This window comes from Marinomonas sp. NPDC078689, assembly GCF_044542435.1.
Classification (GTDB): Bacteria; Pseudomonadota; Gammaproteobacteria; order Pseudomonadales; family Marinomonadaceae; genus Marinomonas; species Marinomonas arenicola.
In genome coordinates, this window is record NZ_JBITUJ010000015.1 from 18,699 (window position 1) to 41,516 (window position 22,818).

At 46.6% G+C, this 22,818-nt stretch carries 25 protein-coding genes; 13 read left to right on the plus strand and 12 right to left on the minus strand.

Annotation, left to right across the window (positions count from 1 at the left end; genetic code table 11):
• Positions 1-103: 103 nt before the first annotated feature.
• From dksA to pgi, 8 genes are all read left to right on the plus strand, one after another.
• Positions 104-538 carry an RNA polymerase-binding protein DksA gene (gene dksA, locus ACIGBN_RS16805; protein WP_133004381.1) on the plus strand — a complete coding sequence of 145 codons (435 nt, stop codon included), beginning with the start codon at positions 104-106 and terminating at the stop codon, positions 536-538.
• Position 539: 1 nt separating this feature from the next.
• Positions 540-1,421 (plus strand): tRNA glutamyl-Q(34) synthetase GluQRS, encoded by an 882-nt coding sequence (gluQRS, locus tag ACIGBN_RS16810; protein ID WP_243712065.1) that lies wholly within the window; start codon positions 540-542, stop codon positions 1,419-1,421.
• Positions 1,422-1,512: 91 nt separating this feature from the next.
• Complete coding sequence (locus ACIGBN_RS16815) at positions 1,513-2,928, plus strand: sigma-54-dependent transcriptional regulator (protein WP_396666710.1); 1,416 nt, start codon at positions 1,513-1,515, stop codon at positions 2,926-2,928.
• 538 nt (positions 2,929-3,466) lie between these two features.
• Entirely contained in the window at positions 3,467-4,897 is a 1,431-nt protein-coding gene (gene pcnB / locus ACIGBN_RS16820; protein WP_133004379.1) for a polynucleotide adenylyltransferase PcnB, read from the plus strand.
• Between the two features lie 11 nt (positions 4,898-4,908).
• A complete protein-coding gene (gene folK / locus ACIGBN_RS16825; protein WP_133004378.1) occupies positions 4,909-5,394 on the plus strand; it encodes a 2-amino-4-hydroxy-6-hydroxymethyldihydropteridine diphosphokinase in 486 nt (161 codons plus the stop codon).
• A gap of 3 nt (positions 5,395-5,397) precedes the next feature.
• Positions 5,398-6,225 carry a 3-methyl-2-oxobutanoate hydroxymethyltransferase gene (panB, locus tag ACIGBN_RS16830; protein WP_133004377.1) on the plus strand — a complete coding sequence of 276 codons (828 nt, stop codon included), beginning with the start codon at positions 5,398-5,400 and terminating at the stop codon, positions 6,223-6,225.
• A complete protein-coding gene (gene panC / locus ACIGBN_RS16835; RefSeq protein WP_133004376.1) occupies positions 6,222-7,073 on the plus strand; it encodes a pantoate--beta-alanine ligase in 852 nt (283 codons plus the stop codon). Before panB ends, panC begins: the two co-directional genes overlap by 4 nt.
• Before the next feature lie 27 nt (positions 7,074-7,100).
• Positions 7,101-8,747, plus strand: a complete 1,647-nt coding sequence (gene pgi, locus ACIGBN_RS16840; RefSeq protein ID WP_133004375.1) for a glucose-6-phosphate isomerase — start codon at positions 7,101-7,103, stop codon at positions 8,745-8,747.
• Positions 8,748-8,866: 119 nt separating this feature from the next.
• On the opposite strand, the gene ACIGBN_RS16845 is transcribed toward pgi, so the two are convergent.
• Complete coding sequence (locus tag ACIGBN_RS16845; protein WP_133004374.1) at positions 8,867-9,205, minus strand: zinc ribbon domain-containing protein YjdM; 339 nt, start codon at positions 9,203-9,205, stop codon at positions 8,867-8,869.
• Between the two features lie 286 nt (positions 9,206-9,491).
• On the opposite strand from ACIGBN_RS16845, the gene ACIGBN_RS16850 reads away from it, so the two are divergent.
• The 3 genes from ACIGBN_RS16850 to ACIGBN_RS16860 are packed head-to-tail and all read left to right on the plus strand — an operon-like array spanning position 9,492 to position 11,201.
• A complete protein-coding gene (locus ACIGBN_RS16850; RefSeq protein ID WP_396666713.1) occupies positions 9,492-9,824 on the plus strand; it encodes a cupredoxin domain-containing protein in 333 nt (110 codons plus the stop codon).
• Positions 9,825-9,838: 14 nt separating this feature from the next.
• Entirely contained in the window at positions 9,839-10,675 is an 837-nt protein-coding gene (locus ACIGBN_RS16855) for an FTR1 family protein (protein WP_396666715.1), read from the plus strand.
• On the plus strand, positions 10,662-11,201 hold the full coding sequence (locus ACIGBN_RS16860) for an iron transporter (RefSeq protein ID WP_396666717.1): 540 nt from the start codon (positions 10,662-10,664) through the stop codon (positions 11,199-11,201). The genes ACIGBN_RS16855 and ACIGBN_RS16860 overlap by 14 nt, the downstream gene beginning before the upstream one ends.
• Positions 11,202-11,319: 118 nt before the next feature.
• On the opposite strand, the gene ACIGBN_RS16865 is transcribed toward ACIGBN_RS16860, so the two are convergent.
• The 10 genes from ACIGBN_RS16865 to ACIGBN_RS16910 form a co-directional block, all read right to left on the minus strand.
• A complete protein-coding gene (locus ACIGBN_RS16865; protein ID WP_396666719.1) occupies positions 11,320-11,574 on the minus strand; it encodes a Txe/YoeB family addiction module toxin in 255 nt (84 codons plus the stop codon).
• Positions 11,571-11,822 (minus strand): type II toxin-antitoxin system Phd/YefM family antitoxin, encoded by a 252-nt coding sequence (locus ACIGBN_RS16870; protein ID WP_396666721.1) that lies wholly within the window; start codon positions 11,820-11,822, stop codon positions 11,571-11,573. The genes ACIGBN_RS16865 and ACIGBN_RS16870 overlap by 4 nt, the downstream gene beginning before the upstream one ends.
• 143 nt (positions 11,823-11,965) lie before the next feature.
• Complete coding sequence (locus ACIGBN_RS16875) at positions 11,966-12,094, minus strand: DUF4172 domain-containing protein (protein ID WP_396666723.1); 129 nt, start codon at positions 12,092-12,094, stop codon at positions 11,966-11,968.
• 71 nt (positions 12,095-12,165) lie between these two features.
• Complete coding sequence (locus ACIGBN_RS16880) at positions 12,166-12,867, minus strand: nitroreductase family protein (protein ID WP_396666725.1); 702 nt, start codon at positions 12,865-12,867, stop codon at positions 12,166-12,168.
• A gap of 153 nt (positions 12,868-13,020) precedes the next feature.
• Entirely contained in the window at positions 13,021-13,497 is a 477-nt protein-coding gene (greA, locus tag ACIGBN_RS16885) for a transcription elongation factor GreA (protein ID WP_396666727.1), read from the minus strand.
• Positions 13,497-16,712 carry a carbamoyl-phosphate synthase large subunit gene (gene carB / locus ACIGBN_RS16890; RefSeq protein WP_133004368.1) on the minus strand — a complete coding sequence of 1,072 codons (3,216 nt, stop codon included), beginning with the start codon at positions 16,710-16,712 and terminating at the stop codon, positions 13,497-13,499. The genes greA and carB overlap by 1 nt, the downstream gene beginning before the upstream one ends.
• Positions 16,713-16,728: 16 nt before the next feature.
• The gene (gene carA, locus ACIGBN_RS16895) at positions 16,729-17,859 is read right to left on the minus strand and encodes a glutamine-hydrolyzing carbamoyl-phosphate synthase small subunit (protein WP_133004367.1); all 1,131 of its coding nucleotides are present in this window, start codon (positions 17,857-17,859) and stop codon (positions 16,729-16,731) included.
• 259 nt (positions 17,860-18,118) lie between these two features.
• Positions 18,119-18,670, minus strand: a complete 552-nt coding sequence (locus ACIGBN_RS16900; protein ID WP_133004366.1) for a DJ-1 family glyoxalase III — start codon at positions 18,668-18,670, stop codon at positions 18,119-18,121.
• A gap of 63 nt (positions 18,671-18,733) precedes the next feature.
• Entirely contained in the window at positions 18,734-19,213 is a 480-nt protein-coding gene (locus tag ACIGBN_RS16905) for a GNAT family N-acetyltransferase (protein WP_133004365.1), read from the minus strand.
• A gap of 87 nt (positions 19,214-19,300) precedes the next feature.
• Positions 19,301-20,122 (minus strand): hypothetical protein, encoded by an 822-nt coding sequence (locus tag ACIGBN_RS16910; protein ID WP_133004364.1) that lies wholly within the window; start codon positions 20,120-20,122, stop codon positions 19,301-19,303.
• A gap of 265 nt (positions 20,123-20,387) precedes the next feature.
• On the opposite strand from ACIGBN_RS16910, the gene ACIGBN_RS16915 reads away from it, so the two are divergent.
• Positions 20,388-21,182, plus strand: coding sequence for a transporter substrate-binding domain-containing protein (locus ACIGBN_RS16915; RefSeq protein ID WP_133004363.1), 795 nt, complete (start codon positions 20,388-20,390; stop codon positions 21,180-21,182).
• Between the two features lie 32 nt (positions 21,183-21,214).
• Positions 21,215-22,078: an amino acid ABC transporter permease gene (locus ACIGBN_RS16920; RefSeq protein WP_396666732.1), complete on the plus strand. Its 864-nt coding sequence runs from the start codon at positions 21,215-21,217 to the stop codon at positions 22,076-22,078.
• A 127-nt stretch (positions 22,079-22,205) separates the two neighbouring features.
• On the opposite strand, the gene ACIGBN_RS16925 is transcribed toward ACIGBN_RS16920, so the two are convergent.
• Positions 22,206-22,652, minus strand: a complete 447-nt coding sequence (locus tag ACIGBN_RS16925) for a DUF6314 family protein (RefSeq protein WP_133004361.1) — start codon at positions 22,650-22,652, stop codon at positions 22,206-22,208.
• Between the last annotated feature and the right edge of the window lie 166 nt (positions 22,653-22,818).

Below are 22,818 nucleotides of genomic sequence, written 5' to 3' on the forward strand. Positions count from 1 at the left end.
AACGCCAAATTATCTGGTAAGTTTCCGGCCGAAAAATAAACCACTTAATCTTTATAGTTTACAGGTTACCATAAAGGGCAACCTGCGAAATGAGGCAATGCGTATGCCAAGTACGAACCCGGAATCATTAATGAAGGACTTCACACCTTACGTTGCTAAGGACGGTGAAGAATACATGAACGAGAACCAGTTGGCGCATTTCAAAAGCATTTTGCTTAACTGGAAGCAGGGGCTAATGGAAGAGGTTGACCGCACCGTTAACCACCTTAAGGAAGAAGCAGTAAACTACGCAGATCCTAATGACCGTGCCAGCCAAGAAGAAGAATTCAGCCTAGAACTGCGCGCGCGCGATCGTGAACGCAAATTGGTTAAGAAGATTTCTCAAACCATTGAGCGAATCAATGAAGATGACTACGGCTTTTGCGACGAATGTGGCATTGAAATCGGCATCCGTCGATTAGAAGCTCGCCCAACGGCGACCATGTGCATCGATTGCAAAACATTGGCCGAAATCAAAGAGAAACAAATCGGCGGTTAATTTGATTTCATCAAGTTACCGTGGCCGTTTTGCTCCCTCGCCAACCGGCCCACTCCACTTAGGCTCGCTTGTCACTGCACTCGCGAGCTATGTGGATGCAAGGAGCCATCACGGCACCTGGATAGTCCGCATAGAAGACGTCGATGCGATTCGCTGTCGCCCTGAATTCACACAACAGATTCTCGCCACGCTAACCAGTTATCAATTAATCAGCGATGAGCCGGTACGTTTACAAAGTGAGCATTCCGCCACCTATGAAACGTATTTAACCAAGCTTAAGCAGACCGCTCATGCTTTTCCCTGTAATTGCACGAGACAATCATTACAAGCCTTCTCCGGTTTACACCCGCAAATCTGTCAAAGCGATGTCGAGCACCCTCACTCTTGGCGACTCAAAATTAATCGCGAACAGTACCAGTACCAAGATCTTATTCAAGGCGACATGTTTTTTCCCGACGATCTGGATGGCAACCACCCCGTACTCAAACGTAAAGACGGTTATTTCTCTTACCAGCTCGCGGTTGTGGTCGACGATCATTTGCAAGGCATTACCCACCTAGTGCGTGGCGCTGACCTCATTGAAACCACCGCACAACAACTGCACCTCTACCGTTTATTCGGCTGGCAAGCTCCGGCCATTGGCCACATACCTCTTGTCGTCAATCAAGCGGCCGAGAAAATCAGCAAGCAAAATCATGCCAAAGCCATTTTAAACGGCGATTTAACCACCTTAAAACGCGCGCTAAGCTACCTAGACATCAACGCAGACAAAGCAAGCAATATAGAAGAAGCGCTGAACCTCGCGGTTCAACAATGGCAACCTCAGCGACTCGCTCAAAAAACCACCACCGTCATTGCACCAGAAGATCTTCACTTCTTATAAGGCTTCCAGCACAGACACACCTACTCTGCTCTAGCTGTTAACCGGCCGATGTGTATAATCGTTACATTGGTTACAAGAGGTGACACCTGAAATGCATCATATAATGATAATCTGTCCTGAAGACTCACCACTCAAAGACGCAGACCGCTGGCTTTCTCGCTACGGATTTCAAGTCAACTTAAGCTACTCCCTTGAGCAAGCGAACAAGTATTACGAGCTGGCAGACTTTGACCTTTTGCTGATTGATCAAGTCATTCTAGCCGCATTAGAAAACACCCAATCGGCACTAGCAGGCACACCGCCGCGCCTAGTCTTAGACGCTCGCCCTAGCCTCAATAACGGTATAGACGCGATGGCAATGGGTGCAAAATATTATCTCCCCTTGCCGACTGACTCAGAACAGCTTTTAAAACACGTTATTGATGCCTTAGAAAACACCACGCCACAACACAAACAAAACGCCGAATCAGAACCTGAGCTCGCGGCGCCACTCTTGTTTGCGCGCTCCGAAAAAGAAGAGGAAGCGGAAAACTTAGGCGCCTTAGACAGCGGCATTATAGGCAACTGCCCTCCCATGCAAGAACTCTTCAGCGACATCAGAAAAGTCGCTGGTACAGATGTGACCGTACTGATCCGCGGCGAATCAGGAACCGGTAAGGAGTTGGTGGCGAAAGCCCTGCATAATTTAAGCACCAGACATGACAACCCTTTGATCAGCGTAAACTGCGCCGCCATCCCAGAAAACCTAATAGAATCAGAGTTATTTGGTCATGAGAAAGGCGCCTTTACCGGTGCGGTTTCTGCCCGCGACGGGCTTATTTTCGCAGCGGACAATGGCACACTCTTCCTCGATGAAATAGGTGAGCTACCCCTTGAAGCCCAAGCTAGATTATTGCGCGTCCTGCAAGAAGGTGAAATACGCCGTGTGGGCGCCATTCAATCGACCAAGGTCAATGTCCGCTTAGTCACGGCGACACACAGAGATCTAATCGACATGGTCCGCAAGGGCTATTTCCGAGAAGATTTGTATTACCGCCTCTATGTCATGGAACTGCTTATTCCGCCTTTACGTGAGCGCAGCGACGACATTTCTATGATCGCCAAATTCCTGCTTGAAAAGGCCTGCAAAAAACACAATCGCGCCGCGTTGGATTACAACAAAGAGTTTGATAAAGCGATTCGCGCCCACAATTGGCCTGGCAATGTACGAGAGCTCGAAAACGCCATCGAACGCGCCGTTATTCTCAGCCCTACTCATAGAGTAGAGGCGGCCAACCTAAAGCTAGCAAGCCATTTAGCCAGCCCTAAAGCGAACACCACAAGCGCTGAACTATCTACACCATTAGATGGCACCACGCTGGACGATTACTTCAAACATTTTGTTCTGACGCACCAACACAAGATGACCGAGACCCAACTTGCACAATCTTTGGGCATCTCTAGAAAAAGCTTGTGGGAAAGACGACAAAAACTTGGCATACCCAAAAAAGTAACAAATAATAAGTAACACTTGTTACCAAATAACACAAAAAATAAGCAAGATATTGTAAAAAATATGAACAACAAAATGGCAAATCCTATACAATTCAATGAATTATCATTTTTGGCACAAGAAATGCCTTATATAGATCACAACGATAATAAGATTGACCAAGAATAAGAATAAGTTAGTCGTCGTGTGTAAGTTCTTAACAATAAAAATAAAATATAAGAACACCGTAGCCTCTTAAAACAAAAATAAAAACTTGAGGCTATGGATAGAAAATCGCTTTGGATAATTGATTTTTTTAGATATAGAAGCCTTCGGGCAATGAAAACATTGCAATAATAAAAATAAAACCTGAGTAGAACTGCATAAGCAGCACCCACTTTGTTTTCGGAACTAGTATCTTCATGTATCCAAAGCGATTATTTTGTTTTTGAATAATCGCTTCCCCCCTACGCTCGTCACACTAAAATCTTCCAATTTGAATACTCTAATACTCGTGTAACTTTTTAGCCACACGTGTAGAATACAGTTTTCGCTAACTAAAATTTGTCGTCTAATGCTTACAGGATTAAAATCTCTGGTACGTAAAGCCACCTCAATCTTTGCCTCCCCAAAGGCTCAGACTTACCCCATTATTATTCCGCGCAGCGATCACAGCTTATCTCGCCAAAATTTAAGCCCGAACGCAGTCAAAGTGCTCTATCGCCTAAACAAAGCTGGCTTCGATGCTTACCTTGTTGGTGGCTGTATTCGCGACCACCTTATTGGTGTTGACGCGAAAGATTTCGATGTCGTGACGAACGCGACCCCAGAAGAAATCCACGACCTTTTCTCAAATTCACGACTCATTGGCCGACGCTTTCGCCTTGTTCACGTGACATTTGGCCGTGAGATTATCGAAGTCTCTACCTTCCGAGCACCCTCCGCTCAAGAAGACAGTGCAAGCAAGCCACAAGAGTCCCTGAAAGGGAAAGACTCAGCCCGCTCTGCCCATGGCATCGTGCTACGTGACAACGTGTACGGCAGCATTGAAGAAGACGCCGAACGTCGCGACTTTACTTTTAACGCCCTGTATTACAATGTCCAAGATTTTAGCATCCACGATTATTGTGGCGGCCTAGAAGACATTGCGAATAAAAAAATTCGCATCATAGGCGACGCGAGACAACGCTACCAAGAAGACCCTGTACGCATGTTACGTGCGATTCGCTTCGCGGGTAAATTAGGCTTTGATATTGACGAAGAAACCGCCGCCCCGATCAAAGAAATGGCGCATTTACTAGACCATATTCCGCCTGCCCGTTTGTTTGAAGAAGTCCTCAAATTACTTGGCAGCGGCAACGGCATCAAAACCTTCCATCTGCTACGTCAATACGGCTTATTCAAGTACTTATTCCCTGACACAGAAGCACTGCTGGTTAGCGGCTGGAAACGTGACGATCTCAACCCTGAAGCGTTTATCCTTCAAGGTTTAGAAAATACCGACAAGCGACTTCAAACAGGCAAAACAACAGCGCCCTACTTCTTGTATGCCGTGATGTTGTGGCCAAGCGTTGTGCTGCGTCATGAAGAATTTCAGTCACAAGGCATGCCTGCGACTCCAGCACTTCATCAAGCCGCAAGCATGGTACTGGATAATCAAGTGGCTTCTACTGCGATCCCTAGACGCTTCTCAACGCCAATGCGTGAGATTTGGGATATGCAGTTCCGCTTACCAAAGCGCTACGGTAAACGTGCCTTTGTCTTGCTTGATCACCCTCGTTTTCGTGCGGCCTTTGATTTCTTGCTGATTCGCGAATTAAGCGGCACTGAACTAGGTGGCCTTGGCGCATGGTGGGAATCTTTCCAATTTGCCAATGAAAACGAACAAAGAGAACTAATTAAGAGCATTGACCTTCGTGCGAACGACAAAGAAGGGCCGAAGAAACGTCGCCCTCGTCGTCGTAAAAAGAGCAATGCACCGCAAAGAGAAACTCCTGAAGAATAAGAGGGACCAGAGTGAAACTGGCTTATATTGGACTTGGTAGTAATTTAGAAGAGCCAATAGCTCAAATGCACAGCGCTATTGAGCACTTGTCTGCACACCCAGATTTGGCCGATTTTCACGTTTCCACACTCTATTCCAGCAAACCGGTTGGTCCTCAGGATCAACCGGACTATGTCAACGCAGTGGCTTCCGTGCGAACCCAGCTAACCCCGATCGAACTACTCGACGTCTTGCAAAGTATTGAGCAAGCGCACCATCGCGTCCGAGAACGTCATTGGGGGCCGCGCACACTCGACCTTGATTTATTGCTATATAACAATGAGACCATTGATTTACCTCGCCTCACTGTTCCTCATCCTTACATGCTAGAAAGAGGGTTCGTCATCCGTCCCCTTATGGATCTGGCACCAGAAATGCTTCTGGCTAACGGCAAAACCGTGGCAGAGCATTTACGCCAACTTGATACCAGCGATTTGGTTTCTATAGAAGAAGAATGATCTATGTATTCAAACAACTCTGAAAAAAAGCTCGGCCGTCCAATCTCTTTGTCTGATCTTCAAAAAATGAAGGAAAACAAAGAAAAGTTCACCTGTTTGACCAGCTATGATGCCACCTTTACTCACGTCATGAACGAAGCAGGTGTTGAAACTATTCTGATTGGCGACTCTCTTGGCATGGTTATTCAGGGGCACGACAGCACGTTACCCGTCACCATTGAAGACATGTGTTACCACACGGCGGCAGTCAAACGCGGCAACACCAATGCCTTTATTCTGGCAGACATGTCTTTCATGACGTACAACTCCACCGAACATGCACTGGAAAACGCTGGCAAACTCATGCAAGCCGGTGCCAACATGGTAAAAATAGAAGGCGCTGCTTGGCTAAAAGACATCATTCAAGCGCTCAGTAATCGTGGCATCCCTGTGTGTGCGCATCTGGGTCTAACGCCTCAGTTTGTTAACAAACTCGGCGGCTACAAAGTACAAGGTAAAGGCCAGCAAGCGGCAGACTTATTACTCGCAGACTCGCTTGCTTTGGTCGAAGCCGGTGCCGATGTATTGCTTTACGAATGCATTCCAACTGAGCTTGGTAAAACCCTAACAGACGCGGTTTCCGTGCCGACTATCGGCATTGGTGCAGGCCCACACACAGATGGACAAGTGCTGGTTATGCACGACATGCTGGGGGCCAACATAGGCAAACGTCCTCGTTTCGTGAAGAACTTTTTAACCGACGGCCGTAGTATCCAAGACGCTTTTGAAGCCTATGTTTACGAAGTAAAAAACCAACAATTCCCTGCAGCAGAACACGGATTTAAATCATGAAAACCTTTCACACAGTTGCTGAACTTCGTGCCGCACTAAAAAAAGAACGCCTACAAGACAAAAGCATTGCGTTCGTGCCAACCATGGGCAATTTGCACGATGGCCACATGTCCCTTATTCGACGTGCGGTGACAGAAGGCGATGTAGTGGTCTCTTCCATCTTCGTTAACCCTATGCAATTTTCCGCAAACGAAGACTTAGAGCGCTACCCAAAAACACTAGAAGAAGACAAAAAAGTGCTTGAGGCCAATGGCTGTCAGTACTTATTTGCCCCAGACGCAAAAGAAATGTACCCAGATGGCAAACGCAGCCAAACACAAATCGAAGTTGTCGGTTTATCTGATATTTTGTGTGGCGCTTCTCGCCCAGGACATTTTGTTGGTGTTTCCACCGTTGTGACAAAATTGTTTAACATTGTTCAGCCAGACTGTGCCATATTCGGCAACAAAGACTTTCAGCAACTTAAAGTCATTGAAGATATGGTGCGCGACCTAAGTTCTAACGTTCGCATTATTGGCGTCGATATTGCGCGTAACGATGATGGCTTAGCCATGAGTTCGCGTAACGGCTACCTAACAGAAGAAGAAAGACGCATCGCCCCTGCCATGTACCAAACCTTGTTGTGGGCAAAAGACGCGCTATTAGAAAACCGTGCGAGTCACGAGGACATTCGCGAACAAGCTCAACAGAAGCTTGAAGCGGCTGGTTTCCGTCGTGATTATTTCGAAATCCGCGCACAAGATAATTTACAAACACCGTCAGAAGAAGAGAAAAGCCTGGTCATTTTGGCCGCGGCATACCTAGGCAACGCACGTTTAATCGACAATATACGCATTGAACTGGCCTAACTCACTTTAAGACCAAGGGAGATTGTAATGCATTCACCTACCCAACTTAGTGCTTGGCAAGCACTGGCAGAGCACCAAAAAGAAATCGACTCTGTTGAAATGAAATCCTTGTTTGAAAAGGATAAAAATCGTGCCGAGAAGTACACTACCAAAGCCGCTGGCTGGACATTAGATTACGCAAAAAACCGCGTTAATGAAAAAACCTTAGCACTGTTAATTGAACTGGTTAAAGAAGCCGGTTTAGAGACGGCGATTAAAGGCATGTTCAGCGGCGAACACATTAACAACACAGAAGACCGTTCTGTGTTGCACATTGCCTTGCGCGCGAGCCAAGCACAAGAATCGCTCATGGTAGATGGCGTTAATGTCCTAGCAGAGGTTCGTGACACCCTAGAGCAAATGGGCAAGTTTGTTCAGCAGCTACACAGTGGCGAATGGCGCGGCTACTCTGATCAGCGCATCACTGATGTGGTTTCGATCGGTATCGGTGGCTCTTACCTAGGACCAAAAGTCGTAGCGGAAGCGCTTACACCCTACAAAAAAGACGACATCAAGGTCCATTTCGTCGCCAACATTGATGGCTCCGATATCACTGGTAAGCTAAAACAGCTCAATCCAGAAACCACCGTTTTTGTGATCTCTTCTAAGACGTTTGGCACTCTAGAAACCTTATCAAACGCCAATGCAGCACGCGATTGGTTCTTAGCCAATGGCGGCTCCCAAGAGACCGTTAGCAAGCACTTTGCTGCGGTCAGCTCGAACGTCGAAAAAGCCGTTGCGTTTGGCATGGCCAAAGAAAACATCTTCCCGATGTGGGATTGGGTGGGCGGACGTTACTCCCTTTGGTCAGCAATTGGCTTGCCGGTTGCGATCGCCGTTGGCATGGATAACTTCTACGCGCTGCTAGACGGTGCTCACCAAATGGATGAGCATTTTCGCACCGCACCATTTGAAGAAAACATCCCCGTCATCATGGGCGCTTTGGGCGTGTGGTACATCAATTTCCACAACGCACAAACTCACGCTTTGATTCCTTATGACCACTACCTACGTGCAATGCCTGCTCATATTCAGCAGCTTGATATGGAAAGTAACGGTAAAGCGAATTTATTGAATGGCGATGGCGTTGAGACAGACACAGGGCCAATCATCTGGGGCGGCGCTGGCACCAACGGTCAACACGCTTACCACCAGTTATTGCATCAAGGCACGCGCCTTGTGCCTGTGGACTTCATTGCACCATTAGCATCGCATAACCCAATTAAAGATCATCACGCACAATTGTTCGCTAACTGCTTAAGTCAGTCGCAAGCCTTAATGGTCGGCAAAACGCTTGAACAAGCAAAACAAGAACTGCGTGATGCAGGCGCGACGCCTGAACAGGTCGAAGCCATTGCACCGCACAAAGTGATCAAAGGCAATCGTCCAAGTAATACGCTGCTTACCGATAAAATGACACCAGAAACCGTCGGTGCATTGATTGCCCTTTATGAGCACCGTACTTTTGTACAAGGCACCATTTGGGGCATCAACTCATTTGACCAATGGGGTGTTGAACTAGGCAAAGTATTGGGAACCGACATCTTCAACCGCCTTGTTAGCGACAGCGACAACAGCGCACTGGATGCCTCTACCCAAGCCTTGATCAATGCCTTCAAAAAAGCACAAGCTTAATGGCCTAATCATTAAGCCATAAACGCTCAGTTTTCTGATAGCACCACTAAAAACACCAGCCTCGGCTGGTGTTTTTGTTTATCGGGTTTACCTCTTACCGCTCCCTGCTAAAGATATGGCTAGGCTTTTTTCACGAACTTAGCGGTCACCATCATTTCGCCAGCACCATCCACCCGACAGTCGAGCTGATGATCTTTTTTATCAAAAATGCGCCTGATCACGGCTTTTGTGCCTATTTTCAGCACCAAAGAACTGCTTTTCACTTTGAGGTCTTTGGCAAGAGTGACCTTATCGCCTTCTGCTAACAGGGTACCGTTGGCGTCTTTGACCGCCAGGCTTTCTTGCTCTGTGGCAACTTCTTCAGGATTCCACTCATGACCACATTCTGGACACAGTAAATTCGTTTGATCTTGGTAAACATACTCAGACTGGCACTTTGGACAAGGAGGATAAGACATAATCTGTGGTTTCTACTTTCCTAAATAACGGGGTGATAGCGTCAGCTTTCATTTTGAAAGGAACCGACCTAAGGCCTCTATTTTGCCACATAATTCTCTTCTCCCCCATTAATTACACTATTTGTGCGTCAGGTAAACATTACTGACAAAGCTAGAAATTACACATCATGCAATTGACGCAGATCACCGCGAAGCAGGAGAATCAACAATCGTACTGATAACAATTATCACTACTCATTTACTTTGGACAAAGCCTTCGCTTTTCTAAAACAAAGAGAGAAACCTCATGCTATTACGTTGTTTGCTTTTAGCCTCTATCTTTTCAGCACTTAGCTTACCGGCTTACGCAGAAAGACTTACCCTTCAATTGCAACTCAATGCTGACGGATTTTCTCCGAAAACACTCACAGCCCCACCAAATAAAGCCATCAAAATCGAACTAATCAACAACACAAACAAGGTGGCAGAGCTTGAAAGCTACGACATGAAGTTTGAAAAAATCATCGTACCTAAGGGAAAAATATCTGTGTATACCGGACCGTTAAAAGTAGGTAAATACCACTTTTTTAATGACTACGCCTCCAACGTAGTCGGCATAGTTAACGTTAAACTCCCATAAGGACACCCGCAGGCATGGTTGCTGTTTTACTCATCGTATTTAGAGAAGTACTCGAAGCTGGATTGATTATTTCCATCGTCGCCGCGGCCTGTAAAGGCTTAACCATTCGCCTTCAGGTGGTCTCTGGCATCGTTCTTGGCTTACTTGGCGCAGTGCTGCTAGCAAAATTCACCAGCTTAATAGAAGACTCTCTGTCAGGCTACGGACAAGAAGTTTTTACCGCGTCTATTCTAGCCGTTGCTACCTTGATGCTCGCTTGGCAAAACATCTGGATGTCGGTAAAAGGCCGCGAAATGGCCGAAAAAAGTCGTCAGAACATCAAGGGCCTACTGTTGGAAGGAAAAGGCAGCTTCGCCATTGTGATCGTGATTGCCATTGCGGTATTACGAGAAGGGTCTGAAGTGGTGCTGTTTTTATACAGCCTCTTTTTATCGTCTGGTTTAACCGAAAATTCCATGCTGCTTGGTGGCTTACTTGGCACCGCTCTGGGCGTTTTAGTCACCTACTCCCTGTACCGCGGCATAGTGATGATTCCTCTGCGTTACATTTTTTCGTCCAGCAACATAATTTTATCCTTGATTGCAGCCGGTTTATCCAGCCAAGCCGTTGGTATTCTAGCGAACATAGGCTTTTTGCCCCAGTTAGGCTCGCAAGTTTGGGACAGCTCTTTTCTCTTATCCAGTAACGGTTGGGGCGGTGTATTAGCCCATTCTGTTATTGGCTACACCGCAACCCCTATGGGGGTGCAAATACTCACCTGGTGTGCCGTTTTGTGCGTTATTTCTCTAACCACTCAACGACTTAAACAAAGCCACAACCAAAATAAGGACACTCTAAATGCAACTCACTAATAATGTGAAAAAAACGCTCTCCTTCACAGCGTTACTTTGCAGCGCCGCCCTCATGAGTCAATACGCAAGCGCCCGAGAATACCCAGTTGGTGGTCCCATCCATAAAGATGGCATGGAAATCGCCTCGTCTTATCTAGTTGATATTAAGACTGATCCTTCTCCAGCATCAATGATAATGGGCAAGGACGTAGTGCATCTCGAATCTGATGTGCATGCAACTCAAGACAACCAATGGGGCTTTCCTAATGGCGCTTGGATTCCTTACATGAGCATAGATTATGTCGTGACGAAAGTTGGTGACCCAAGCTTTATGGAATACGGTCAGATGCTGCCAATGACCGCTGGCGATGGTCCACACTATGCGCATTCGGTACAGCTTAAAGGCAAAGGCACTTACATTGCCCACCTTCAATACACGGCACCAGACGAAAAAGGCTTCTTACACCACGTAGACAAAGCCACTGGCGTACCCTCTTGGTTCAAACCATTCAAAGTCGATTTTAAATTCAAATACCCACAGTCTTAACCATTACTTAAATAAGACGCTATAAACAAAAACACCGGCGAGGCCGGTGTTTTTGTTTAGTCAGCTCACTTGGCGCTACTCTACTCAGATAACATCAAGCCTGACTCAAACAGAAGACTTAATAGTGATATCTTAGCTGCGCTATCAATATGACATCGTCTTGATATTTATAAACAATTCGGTGTTCATCATTAATCCGGCGAGACCAATAGCCCGCAAGACCATGCTTTAAAGGTTCAGGCTTACCAATCCCTTCATAGGGTTCGCGCTGAATATCTTTAATCAGTAAGTTAATACGCTTTAGTACTTTTTTATCCGTGCTCTGCCAATAAAGATACTGATCCCAAGCCGCAGTTGAAAACGTCAGCTTCACTCAATCAATTCTCTTTCAATGCCTTTACCTGCTTCCAGCTCGGCAATGGATTCCAGCAATACTCTTGCGTTTGCTGGTGAACGTAGTAAGTAGGTGGTCTCTTGCATGGCCTCATAATCTTCTAGCGACATCATGACAACTGGGCTCTCGCTTTTACGCGTAATAATGACTGGCGAATGATCATCACAAACCTTAGCCATCGTCTTCGCTAAGTTGGCCCGAGCTGTGGTATAACTGATAGCATCCATTACTTATTTCCTGTACTTAATTCTGTACCACTGAGTATAAAGTAAACACTCAAAGCAAATCAACAAATCACACTCAGGACATGATCAGCGGACTCCCTTAATCAGGTAACACCGCCCCATACCTCGTATTTCTGCCGCCACCTTCAAAACAGTCGGACCCTGCATTCAGACAAGCGACCAGCCTCTAACGCGTACTGATACAAAGCATCTCGGCATTGCGTTTCGTCAAAGGTGAAATTTGGCCAATCAGGGTTCTGCCAGCTGTATTTCATAGTAAAACAAAAAGCCACCTTGCTTTCACAAGATGGCTTTCTATATTCGCGAGAAGTGTCTAACGGTTCGATTAGGCTGTAGCGATAATATCGTCCATCGCTAGGCGGGCTTTTGGTAGACCGTGGTTCCAGTCGTCGCCGTCTTTGTGGTAACCCATTGCCAAGGCTACTTCACACACATGACCGTCTAATTCTGCTGCAAATTTTTCGCCAATCAAGTCAGGATCAACACCTTCCATTGGCGTAGAGGCAATACCTAGGCGCGCTAGAGTGTGCAGTATGTTTCCTAATGCTAAGTAGACCTGTGCTTTAGTCCAGCTCGCGTTATTACCTGCTTCATCCATGTTCATTTCAGCGAATGCATAAGCGCCCATGAAGGTATCGTACATTTCAGCAGGCAGGTGACCTGAGCTTACTTCAGCGTCTACACGTTTTCTAAATTTGTCTTTGGTAAACGCAGGATCGTATGCCAGTAATAAAGTATGTGAGGCTTCTTTCGCATGCAGTTGATTGAACTGATGTTTATTGGCAAAAGTATCATGTAAACGCTGTTTACCTTCATCACTTTCTACCAAAACAAATTTCCATGGCTGAGAGTTGATCGAAGAAGCTGACAAGCGGATCGCTTCTTTAATCACATCCAAGTTTTCAGGCGAAATGCGCTTATCCGCATCGTATTTTTTAGCCGTATAGCGGTTGTTCAAGTCTTGAATAATTTGGTGAGCCATCATCTTCTCCAACGAGTCATAAGGGTAATAACGAATTGGAGCCATTATAAATACATCACTATACATTGATAATTAGGCATAAAGACTAAACTCTTTAAGTTTTTTGTTAATAATCTACGTTCTCGTTAGATACACAAAAAGGCCACGATGTTTTCACACCGTGGCCTTTTTAAAGAGAAGCTATGAGCCTAATACAGATTAAATGTATTCGACTTTTTCGATCTCATACGTTGCTTCACCGCTTGGAATTTTAACAAGGACTTCATCACCCTCTTCTTTCCCAATGATGGCTTTCGCGATTGGTGAAGCGTAAGAAATCTTCTTCAACTTCACGTCTGCTTCGTCATCCCCTACGATTTTGTAGGTTACCGTTGCTTCTGTATCCACATTGAAAAGTGTCACGGTAGTACCGAAAATCACTTTGCCAGAAGCAGGTACAGATTTCACGTCGATAACTTGCGAATCAGACAGCTTGCCTTCGATCTCTTTAATACGACCTTCAGCAAATCCCTGTTCTTCACGTGCAGCGTGATATTCCGCATTTTCTTTTAAATCGCCGTGTTCACGAGCGGTTGCAATATCAGCAATCACTCGTGGACGAACTACGGTTTTAAGGTGATTTAGCTCTTCGCGTAAGCTAGCTTCACCTTCTACCGTCATTGGTACTTTTTTCATTATTTCCCCAAGTGCAAATCTTGCAGTCTTCTAACTTTGGTTTCACCCTTCAAGCTGATCGCCATGCTAGTCGCTTCAGCGCCGGCCAATGTAGTAGTGTAACAAACCTTGCGCTGCAATGCTGTGCGGCGAATGACCGAAGAGTCAGCAATTGCCTGAGTGCCGGAAGTAGTGTTGATAATATAATCAATTTCACCATTTTTCAGCATATCGACAATGTGTGGACGACCTTCATTCACCTTGTTGACTTTATTTACCGCTACGCCATGCTCTGCTAAGTATTTCGCAGTACCTTCGGTACCAACGATATCAAAACCTAGCTCAGAAAGACGACGCGCTACGTCAACCGCCCCTTCTTTGTCCATGTCACGAACACTGATAAAGGCACGTCCAGACGTTGGCAACACAGTACCACCACCTAGAACCGCTTTGCCAAAGGCTTCAGCGAACGTATCGCCAACACCCATGACTTCACCAGTCGATTTCATTTCAGGGCCAAGAATAGGGTCAACACCTTGGAATTTATTGAACGGGAAGACCGCTTCTTTCACGCTGTAGTAAGAAGGAATGATTTCACTTGTGAAACCAAGCTCTGCTAGCGTTTTACCAGACATAACCAATGCCGCGACTTGCGCTAAAGAGCGGCCGATGCACTTAGAAACAAACGGTACAGTACGTGAGGCACGAGGGTTTACCTCGATCACATAGATTTCGCCATCTTGTACAGCAAGCTGAGTGTTCATCAAACCGATAACACCAAGCTCAAGCGCCATGTTTTTAATCATTTCGCGGATGTCATCTTGAACATTCGCAGGCAATGAGTAAGGAGGCAAAGAACACGCAGAGTCACCAGAGTGAACACCCGCTTGTTCGATATGCTGCATGATGCCGCCGATAACCACTTGATTACCATCACTGATACAGTCGATATCGATCTCAATCGCCGCATTCAAGAAGTGATCCAACAACACTGGGCTGTCGTTTGACACTTTCACAGCCGTGGTCATGTAGCGCATCAATTCTTTTTCGTTATACACGATTTCCATTGCGCGTCCACCCAGTACATAAGATGGGCGAACCACTAGAGGGTAACCGATTTCAGCGGCTTTCATTGCGGCTTGGTCAACGCTACGAACGGTCGCATTATGCGGCTGTTTGTAACCCAAGCGCTGAATCATGCTTTGGAAACGCTCACGGTCTTCTGCACGGTCAATCGCTTCTGGCGTCGTACCAATGATAGGCACGCCTTCATTTTGCAAGGCACGAGCAATTTTCAGTGGTGTTTGACCACCGAACTGAACGATGACACCTTTTGGTTTTTCTTTGCGAACGATTTCAAGCACATCTTCCAGAGTAACTGGTTCGAAGTACAAACGATCCGAGGTATCGTAATCGGTAGAAACGGTTTCTGGGTTACAGTTCACCATGATGGTTTCGTAGCCCGCTTCGCGTAAGCCTAGCGCCGCGTGTACACAGCAGTAATCAAACTCGATACCTTGACCGATACGGTTTGGACCACCACCTAGAATGATGATTTTTTCTTTGTCTGTTGGCGCCGCTTCACACTCATCTTCATAAGTGGAGTACATGTACGCTGTGTTGGTTGCGAATTCAGCCGCACAAGTATCAACACGCTTGTAGACAGGATGCACGTCAACCAAGTAACGACGCTCACGCAATGACTTCTCAGTCACTTGCAACAAGCTCGCTAGACGTGAGTCAGAGAAGCCTTTGCGTTTCAAACGACGCATCACGTCGTAAGTCATGTCGACGAGACCTTTGTCAGCCAGACCCGCTTCTTCTTTGATCAAGTCTTCGATCTGAACTAGGAACCAATGATCAACGCCAGTCACCGCGTAAATCTCATCGATTGTCATGCCAGAACGGAACGCATCGCCAATGTACCAAATGCGGTCTGCACCTGGATTTTGAAGCTCATACGCCAGTTTTTCTTTGCTGTTTTCTTCTGCGAAATCCAATTGAGGATTAAAGCCATCCGCGCCCACTTCCAAACCGCGCAATGCTTTTTGCAAAGACTCTTGGAAAGTACGGCCAATCGCCATTACCTCACCAACCGACTTCATTTGCGTCGTTAGGCGATCGTTCGCTGTTGGGAATTTTTCGAATGTGAAACGTGGGATCTTAGTCACAACGTAGTCAATTGCTGGCTCGAAGCTCGCTGGTGTTTGACCGCCAGTGATGTCGTTTTGCAATTCGTCTAGGGTGTAACCAATCGCCAATTTCGCTGCGATTTTCGCGATAGGGAAACCCGTCGCTTTGGATGCCAAGGCAGAAGAACGAGACACACGTGGGTTCATCTCGATAACAACCAAACGGCCTGTTTTCGGATCCATACCAAACTGTACGTTTGAACCACCAGTCTCAACACCAATCTCACGCAATACCGCTAAAGAAGCGTTACGCATGATTTGGTATTCTTTGTCTGTTAGAGTTTGTGCTGGCGCAACCGTAATGGAGTCACCAGTGTGAACCCCCATTGCGTCGAAGTTTTCGATCGCACAAACAATGATGCAGTTGTCTTTTTTGTCACGGACAACTTCCATCTCGTACTCTTTCCAACCGATCAAAGATTCATCGATTAGCAATTCGTTGGTTGGCGACAAGTCCAAACCACGAGTACAAATTTCTTCAAACTCTTCCATGTTGTACGCGATACCGCCACCGGTGCCGCCCATGGTGAAAGAAGGTCGAATGATACAAGGGAAGCCAAGCTCTGATTGAACTTGCAATGCTTCTTCCATGCTGTGTGCAATGCCGGCACGCGGACATTCAAGACCAATGGCTTTCATTGCTTGGTCGAAACGATTACGGTCTTCCGCTTTGTCGATGGCATCCGCCGTCGCACCAATCATTTCAACATTGTATTTTTCTAGTACGCCATGACGCTCAAGATCCAACGCACAGTTCAGCGCCGTTTGGCCACCCATGGTTGGTAGCACAGCATCTGGACGCTCTTTCTCGATGATTTTTTCAACGGTTTGCCATTCGATCGGCTCGATGTACGTTGAATCCGCCATCACAGGGTCGGTCATGATAGTGGCTGGGTTAGAGTTCACTAGAATGACGCGGAAACCTTCTTCGCGCAGCGCTTTACACGCTTGAGCACCAGAATAGTCAAATTCACAGGCCTGACCGATAACGATAGGACCTGCACCCAAAATTAAGACGCTTTTTATGTCAGTACGCTTTGGCATAGTATTTCGTTCCTGCTCAGGCTTTGGTGGCTTTGATGTTTTCGATGAACTGATCAAACAGTGGCGCAACGTCGTGCGGCCCTGGGCTCGCTTCCGGGTGACCTTGGAAGCTGAACGCGCTCTTATCAGTACGGGAAATCCCCTGCAAAGAACCATCGAACAAGGATTTGTGCGTCATCTTAAGATTGGCAGGCAAAGTATCTTCATCTACCGCGAAACCGTGGTTCTGGCTAGTAATCATCACAGTGCCTTTTTCAATGGCTTGTACTGGATGGTTAGCGCCGTGGTGACCAAATTTCATTTTCTTCGTTTTCGCGCCAGAGGCCAAGGCCAATAGCTGATGACCAAGACAGATACCAAAAACAGGGATGTCTGTTTCTAGGATCTCTTTGATCGCTTGAATCGCGTAATCACATGGCTCTGGGTCACCAGGGCCGTTAGAAAGGAAAACGCCATCTGGATTCAAGGCAAGCACGTCACTTGCTGGTGTTTGTGCAGGCACAACCGTTAGACGGCAGCCGCGCTCAACCAACATGCGCAAAATGTTTTGCTTCACACCAAAGTCATAAGCCACAACGTGGAAGTCGAATGATTCAGGCGTGGTATGACCTTTTACCAGATCCCAAGTTGACTCGGTCCACTGGTAAGACTCTTTCGCAGACACTTCTTTCGCTAAATCCATGCCTTTTAGGCCAGGAAAACCTTTCGCTGCGGCAATCGCTGCTGCTTCATCTAGGTTCTCACCTGCCATGATGCAACCCGCTTGCGCGCCTTTTTCTCGTAGAATACGAGTCAATTTACGCGTATCAATGTCAGCGATGCCCACTACGCCTTTGCGTTTTAGATAAGAGTCTAACGACTCTTCTGAACGCCAGCTGCTAGCAACTAAAGGAAGATCACGAATGATCAAACCTTCACACCAGACATTGTTGGATTCTTCATCTTCAGAGTTAACGCCAGTATTCCCAATATGGGGATAGGTCAAAGTGACCATTTGTCGAGCATAGGAAGGATCTGTAAGAATTTCTTGATAACCAGTCATCGAAGTGTTGAAAACCACTTCGGCTGTTGAGGAGCCATCCGCTCCGATCGACACCCCTTTAAATACAGTGCCGTCTTCCAGAGCCAGAATCGCTGATGTTGCCAAAGGAACCTCCCGTTTAGAGCCTATCAGGTTGCAAAAAAGCGAGAGAACCATCGGCTCATCTCGCTTTTAAGAAATTGCGTTTTTGCCGTTCATCTATTGATCAATTGCCAATAGATCTCGCGTTCAAAAAATCTGCCCAATTTTACTCTTATACGCCGTGAGCGTCCACCGCAAAGCCGCCCAAATACGGAAAAAGTATGGCTTTAGGGCTGATTTTAATTGACTTTTTGGTCAAGAATAACTATTCCACCACAATCTATTAACACAAAAGACCATTGGCTACTTCTTGAGCGCTTTCATATCCATTTAGGTTCGCCAATACCGCCAACGAAAACGTCATGGCAGCGGCCGGTCCTTGCCCAGTAATAATATTATCATCCATAACGACCGGTTGATCCGCCATGTATTGCGCGCCCGTCAAACCAGACTCAAATCCTGGGTAACAGGTTGCTTGTTTGTCTACGACAAAACCATGGGTCCCAAACACTACGGCAGGAGAAGCACATATCGCACACAACAAAGCATCTTGAATATCATGTTTTTCCAGCATATCGATTAACAACTCGCAATCGCGTAAATGCTCAGCCCCTGGCATGCCGCCGGGAAGAACAATCGCATCGTATTGCACATCAGCCACGTCGGTTAGTAGTACATCGGCTTCAATTTTACAGCCATTGGCACCTGTGATGTTTTTCACCTCGTGAACACTGGCAACGGTCACTTCAACGCCGCCACGGCGCAGCACATCAATAATAGTGATGGCTTCAATGTCTTCATTACCATTGGCAATAGGGACTAATACCTGACTCATAATATGATTCCTTATTTTCTGTTTGTGCTATTCAATGAGATTTAACAGGGCGTGCGCCTACTTTTAGACGCTTAAGGTAAACAAACACGCGGCTTCTTTACCTTGATCTGTCACATAATAATTTTTGCGGCGCCCTACTTCCTCAAAACCTAGCGAACGATAAAGCTGGATGGCGCCCAGATTAGACTCGCGTACTTCTAATAGGTATTCCACCACCCCTTTGCTCGCCATTTCTTCCGTCCAAGCGGACAACAGCTGCTTCGCGAAACCTTGGCGACGTTGCGCCCGATCCACCACGATAAGCTCAAGCTCCGATTGCTCGAACAATAAAGACGCGGTCAGCCAGCCAAGCAATGTGGTTTCATCTTTCTGCGCGATGGTGTCATCTGCTTCTAGCGTCGCTTCGATGACCCAGTTAGCGCGTGACATAAGCGCCTCTTCAATCAGCGATGCATTCCAAGGATGAGGATTTGATCCTTGATCAAGCTGCACAATGGCGTTGAGATCGTCGAGTGTGGCGTGGCGAATAAGAAACGAGGCCATGACTGAATGATTTCCGTTATAAAGTAAAAGGTGAGACAACACCGAGTAACGCCCGCTGCTACGAACAGAAGGGCGAATACAAAAGCATTAAAACAAGGCACGCTGCATAATTTGCCAAGCGTCTTTGCGTAACTCAGGAATACGGAACAGCTCAGGCAGACTCACAATGCGTGCCACAGGGAAGGCTTTTAGTTCGCACTCTGCTGGCAGTTCGTCAAAAAGTGTGGCGATATTATCGCCTGCCAGCACCACTTTTGGCGTGCCAGTAAAGGTCGATGTTAGCCCTATAATAAAACGCTCGAGCGCGCCTAACAGCCAATCTTGTCGTGTTAAAAAGTGAGGATTTCGCAAGGCACCAGGCCAGGATAAGCCACGACTCGTCCATTCTTCAATCGGTGTTTTTAATAGTGCCTGCCCCATTTTAACCGCCAAACGGTCAATGTCTTCTTGCTGCGAGAAAGACACAGGCACTTCGCTCACAATCAGTAACTGATTGGCGAGCGCGTAGGCTCTTAACTCAATGTGAGTGATCGATGAGGTTAGCGGCGCAACATGGACGGGGACATCGATATCGACGGCCAGCTCTTCGATCGGTTGTAAGTCCTCGACAATGATTTCAGGGCCAGCATTCAATTGCTCGCGCAAATACGCCACCGACTGCTCTTTTTCTTCTGGCGCGACAGGTTTCGCCATAGGCTCTGGCAAACCAGACTCAAACCCTTGAGTCGGCGCAACCCGACTCGCGGTTGGCACTGCGCTGGGCTCAAATGCCTGATCCATCGCCCAAGGCTGAGGCGCGTAAAACACAGTCCCCGCCACACCGCTCGGAGCGGACAACCATGAGGTCACCCCCATCTGCGCCAAGCAATGTGTCTGAAAAGCTTGTTTTTGATCCAATTCGCGCGTCATAGCACCCTTATATTCTCAGAAAAAAACGCCGCTATCTGACCAATCAGCGTCGCGATGTTACGAACCTTAATAAAGCAGGGAATATACGCTTTTAGCCAAAAAGTTGCCACTTCACCCCTACTTAATCCTCGTTTAAACTCGCAATATAACGATCATTGATTAACTCTCATTAGGATGGCGTAGTCGACTATTATTGACCTGTGTATAATCTCACCAAAATGATCGATCATTCCATTAATTATTTGCCTTCGAAGGACAACCATTCATGAAATCTCTTATTTCATGTCTTGCTCTTACTGTCGCTGTTACGTTCAGTGGACTAAGCCAAGCAGACAATTTACCAGATTTAAAAGGTCGCACCATTGTCGCGGTAACCGAAAATGCTTACACGCCACTAAACTTTGCAGACCCAGAAACAGGTAAAGGCATTGGTTGGGAATACGATGCAATGAACGAAATAGCTCATCGCCTAAACGCCAAAGTCGATTGGCAATTGAGCAGCTGGGACACCATGATCCAAGGGGTGAAACAAGGCCAATATGACATTGGTATGGATGGCATCACGATCAATGCAGAACGAGCGCAGCAAATCGACTTTTCGATTCCATATATGACCTCACAACAATTTATGCTGGTAAGAGCCGACGAAAATCGCTTTGATGATGCCAAATCCTTTGCCGCCAATAAAGACCTTCAATTTGGCGCCCAACCTGGCACCACAAACTTTTACGTGGCGGTGTACGATGTTTTGGATGGCAACGAAAATAACCCAAGAATCACCTTGCTCGAAACCTTTGGCGCGTCCGTTCAAGCGCTAAAGACTGGCGATGTAGACTGCGTATTAATGGACGCGACATCTGCTCGTGGTTACATCGGCGCCAACCCAGGCGCTTTTAAAATCGTTGGCGGCCCACTTGGCTCAGAAGATTTTGGCTTTATTCTGACGCCGGGATCTGATCTGCGACAACCCATTAACGCCGCGATTAAGAGCATGCAAAAAGATGGCACAATGGATGCGCTAAATCAAAAATGGTTCTTTGATTACAATCAACACCACTAAGCCTTCTGAGCCATCGTGTTATTCATAACGCGATGGCTCTGTTTGAATTCATCCGATCGCCATCCGGCGGTCTAGCTATTTTGATCATTATGCCCTTTAAAAAGACCTTAGAACGCACGCCTTGGTGGCTAGTCGCAACCATTATCATTTCTGTAACGCTACTTTGGCACATGGTCGCAGACCAAAGCTATCAGCGTATTGCTGGGGTATTAAGTAAAGGCCTATTAACCACACTGGGCGTCACCCTTAGCGCCTTTTTACTGGCCAGTATTATCGGCTTGCTGATTGCCTTAGCGGGCTTTTCTCGGTGGCGAGCCATACGAGAATTTAGCCGTTTTTATGTGGAAATCATTCGTGGCATTCCGGTTCTTGTTTTATTGTTTTATATCGCTTTTGTGGGCGCACCTGAACTGGTTAAACTCTATAACTGGGTGTTGCAAATACCCATTGATGCGGGCGTATTAGAAAAAGCGCGCACCCGTGATTTCAGTATGTTGTGGCGAGCTATTTTTGCGTTATCCATTAGCTACAGTGCGTTTATTGCAGAAGTGTTCCGAGCGGGTATCCAAGAAGTAGGTAAAGGGCAAATCGAAGCGGCACAGGCGCTTGGGTTGTCTAACTGGCAACGCTTCCGCTTTATTACCTTTCCACAAGCCATTCGAAAAATCCTGCCGCCACTGGGCAACGACTTTGTGGCCATGATCAAAGACTCTGCCTTGGTATCGGTACTGGGTGTGCAAGACATCACACAGCTAGGCAAGATATTCAGCGCATCATCGTTTCAATTTTTTGAGACTTATAATGTCGTGGCCTTTATGTATTTGGTGCTAACCCTGACCTTATCGCTGATTATTCGCGGCTTTGAAACGCACTTAAAACGCAATGACCATCATTGACTAAAGACGGCGCGCTGTTCCAACTAGGCATAAAAAGCCCCCTGTCATTGGATAGTCAAACTATGGGGGGGCACTGCAAGATTGGCTTTTTATACCTGAATTCAGTCGCGCACCACTCGCTACTATATTAAGCCAGCAGCTTGGTAAAACGAGTTTGAATGGCGTAATCTTTTTTCGGCCCCACCACACTAAAACTCAGCGCAAACTCATGCTCTGAGAGAAATTCAAAGGTGGCGTCGTAATGATCTTTAATGCATAAGTGATGAGACGTTAATGTACTGGCTTGGGTAAAAGCAAAGCTCAAAAACAAGTCCCCTTTTGTTGCCCCATCTGAGAAAAATATATCAAAGCCAGACGCCGTCATCCGGTAACTGTAGCGGCGAAATGCATTGGGCTTTTGCTGATCTGAATTCGGCAAAACCATGGCTTCTTGATAGTCCAGCCATTGTTTATTGTCCGCATGGCGATGAAAACTGGCTTCCCCAGGGATCTCCCCAAATCCCGAAATCGTGCGCTGTACTTTCCAGTCCCCCAAAAAATACCTCAAAACGTCTTTTGCTTCTATTGCATACATTTAGATAAACACTCTGTTTAATATCATGATGATGTGAATTAAAACATAACTTGCCTTTAAATAGCGCTCTAACCCTGAGGTATCCCCACAAATTTAAACCATAAAACCTTCTCCTTTGAACAGATGTTCGGCGAATTTCCTAATTCCTTCTCGCCATTGTTTGAGG

What these genes read in the sequence shown, in the direction of transcription:
- dksA (WP_133004381.1), top strand. Translation starts at nt 104, where the DNA reads ATGCCAAGTACGAACCCGGAATCATTAATGAAGGACTTCACACCTTAC.
- ACIGBN_RS16815 (WP_396666710.1), top strand. Translation starts at nt 1,513, where the DNA reads ATGCATCATATAATGATAATCTGTCCTGAAGACTCACCACTCAAAGAC.
- pcnB (WP_133004379.1), top strand. Translation starts at nt 3,467, where the DNA reads ATGCTTACAGGATTAAAATCTCTGGTACGTAAAGCCACCTCAATCTTT.
- panB (WP_133004377.1), top strand. Translation starts at nt 5,398, where the DNA reads ATGTATTCAAACAACTCTGAAAAAAAGCTCGGCCGTCCAATCTCTTTG.
- panC (WP_133004376.1), top strand. Translation starts at nt 6,222, where the DNA reads ATGAAAACCTTTCACACAGTTGCTGAACTTCGTGCCGCACTAAAAAAA.
- pgi (WP_133004375.1), top strand. Translation starts at nt 7,101, where the DNA reads ATGCATTCACCTACCCAACTTAGTGCTTGGCAAGCACTGGCAGAGCAC.
- ACIGBN_RS16845 (WP_133004374.1), bottom strand. Translation starts at nt 9,205, where the DNA reads ATGTCTTATCCTCCTTGTCCAAAGTGCCAGTCTGAGTATGTTTACCAA.
- ACIGBN_RS16850 (WP_396666713.1), top strand. Translation starts at nt 9,492, where the DNA reads ATGCTATTACGTTGTTTGCTTTTAGCCTCTATCTTTTCAGCACTTAGC.
- ACIGBN_RS16855 (WP_396666715.1), top strand. Translation starts at nt 9,839, where the DNA reads ATGGTTGCTGTTTTACTCATCGTATTTAGAGAAGTACTCGAAGCTGGA.
- ACIGBN_RS16860 (WP_396666717.1), top strand. Translation starts at nt 10,662, where the DNA reads ATGCAACTCACTAATAATGTGAAAAAAACGCTCTCCTTCACAGCGTTA.
- ACIGBN_RS16870 (WP_396666721.1), bottom strand. Translation starts at nt 11,822, where the DNA reads ATGGATGCTATCAGTTATACCACAGCTCGGGCCAACTTAGCGAAGACG.
- ACIGBN_RS16875 (WP_396666723.1), bottom strand. Translation starts at nt 12,094, where the DNA reads ATGAAATACAGCTGGCAGAACCCTGATTGGCCAAATTTCACCTTTGAC.
- ACIGBN_RS16880 (WP_396666725.1), bottom strand. Translation starts at nt 12,867, where the DNA reads ATGGCTCCAATTCGTTATTACCCTTATGACTCGTTGGAGAAGATGATG.
- greA (WP_396666727.1), bottom strand. Translation starts at nt 13,497, where the DNA reads ATGAAAAAAGTACCAATGACGGTAGAAGGTGAAGCTAGCTTACGCGAA.
- carB (WP_133004368.1), bottom strand. Translation starts at nt 16,712, where the DNA reads ATGCCAAAGCGTACTGACATAAAAAGCGTCTTAATTTTGGGTGCAGGT.
- ACIGBN_RS16900 (WP_133004366.1), bottom strand. Translation starts at nt 18,670, where the DNA reads ATGAGTCAGGTATTAGTCCCTATTGCCAATGGTAATGAAGACATTGAA.
- ACIGBN_RS16905 (WP_133004365.1), bottom strand. Translation starts at nt 19,213, where the DNA reads ATGGCCTCGTTTCTTATTCGCCACGCCACACTCGACGATCTCAACGCC.
- ACIGBN_RS16910 (WP_133004364.1), bottom strand. Translation starts at nt 20,122, where the DNA reads ATGACGCGCGAATTGGATCAAAAACAAGCTTTTCAGACACATTGCTTG.
- ACIGBN_RS16915 (WP_133004363.1), top strand. Translation starts at nt 20,388, where the DNA reads ATGAAATCTCTTATTTCATGTCTTGCTCTTACTGTCGCTGTTACGTTC.
- ACIGBN_RS16920 (WP_396666732.1), top strand. Translation starts at nt 21,215, where the DNA reads ATGGCTCTGTTTGAATTCATCCGATCGCCATCCGGCGGTCTAGCTATT.
- ACIGBN_RS16925 (WP_133004361.1), bottom strand. Translation starts at nt 22,652, where the DNA reads ATGTATGCAATAGAAGCAAAAGACGTTTTGAGGTATTTTTTGGGGGAC.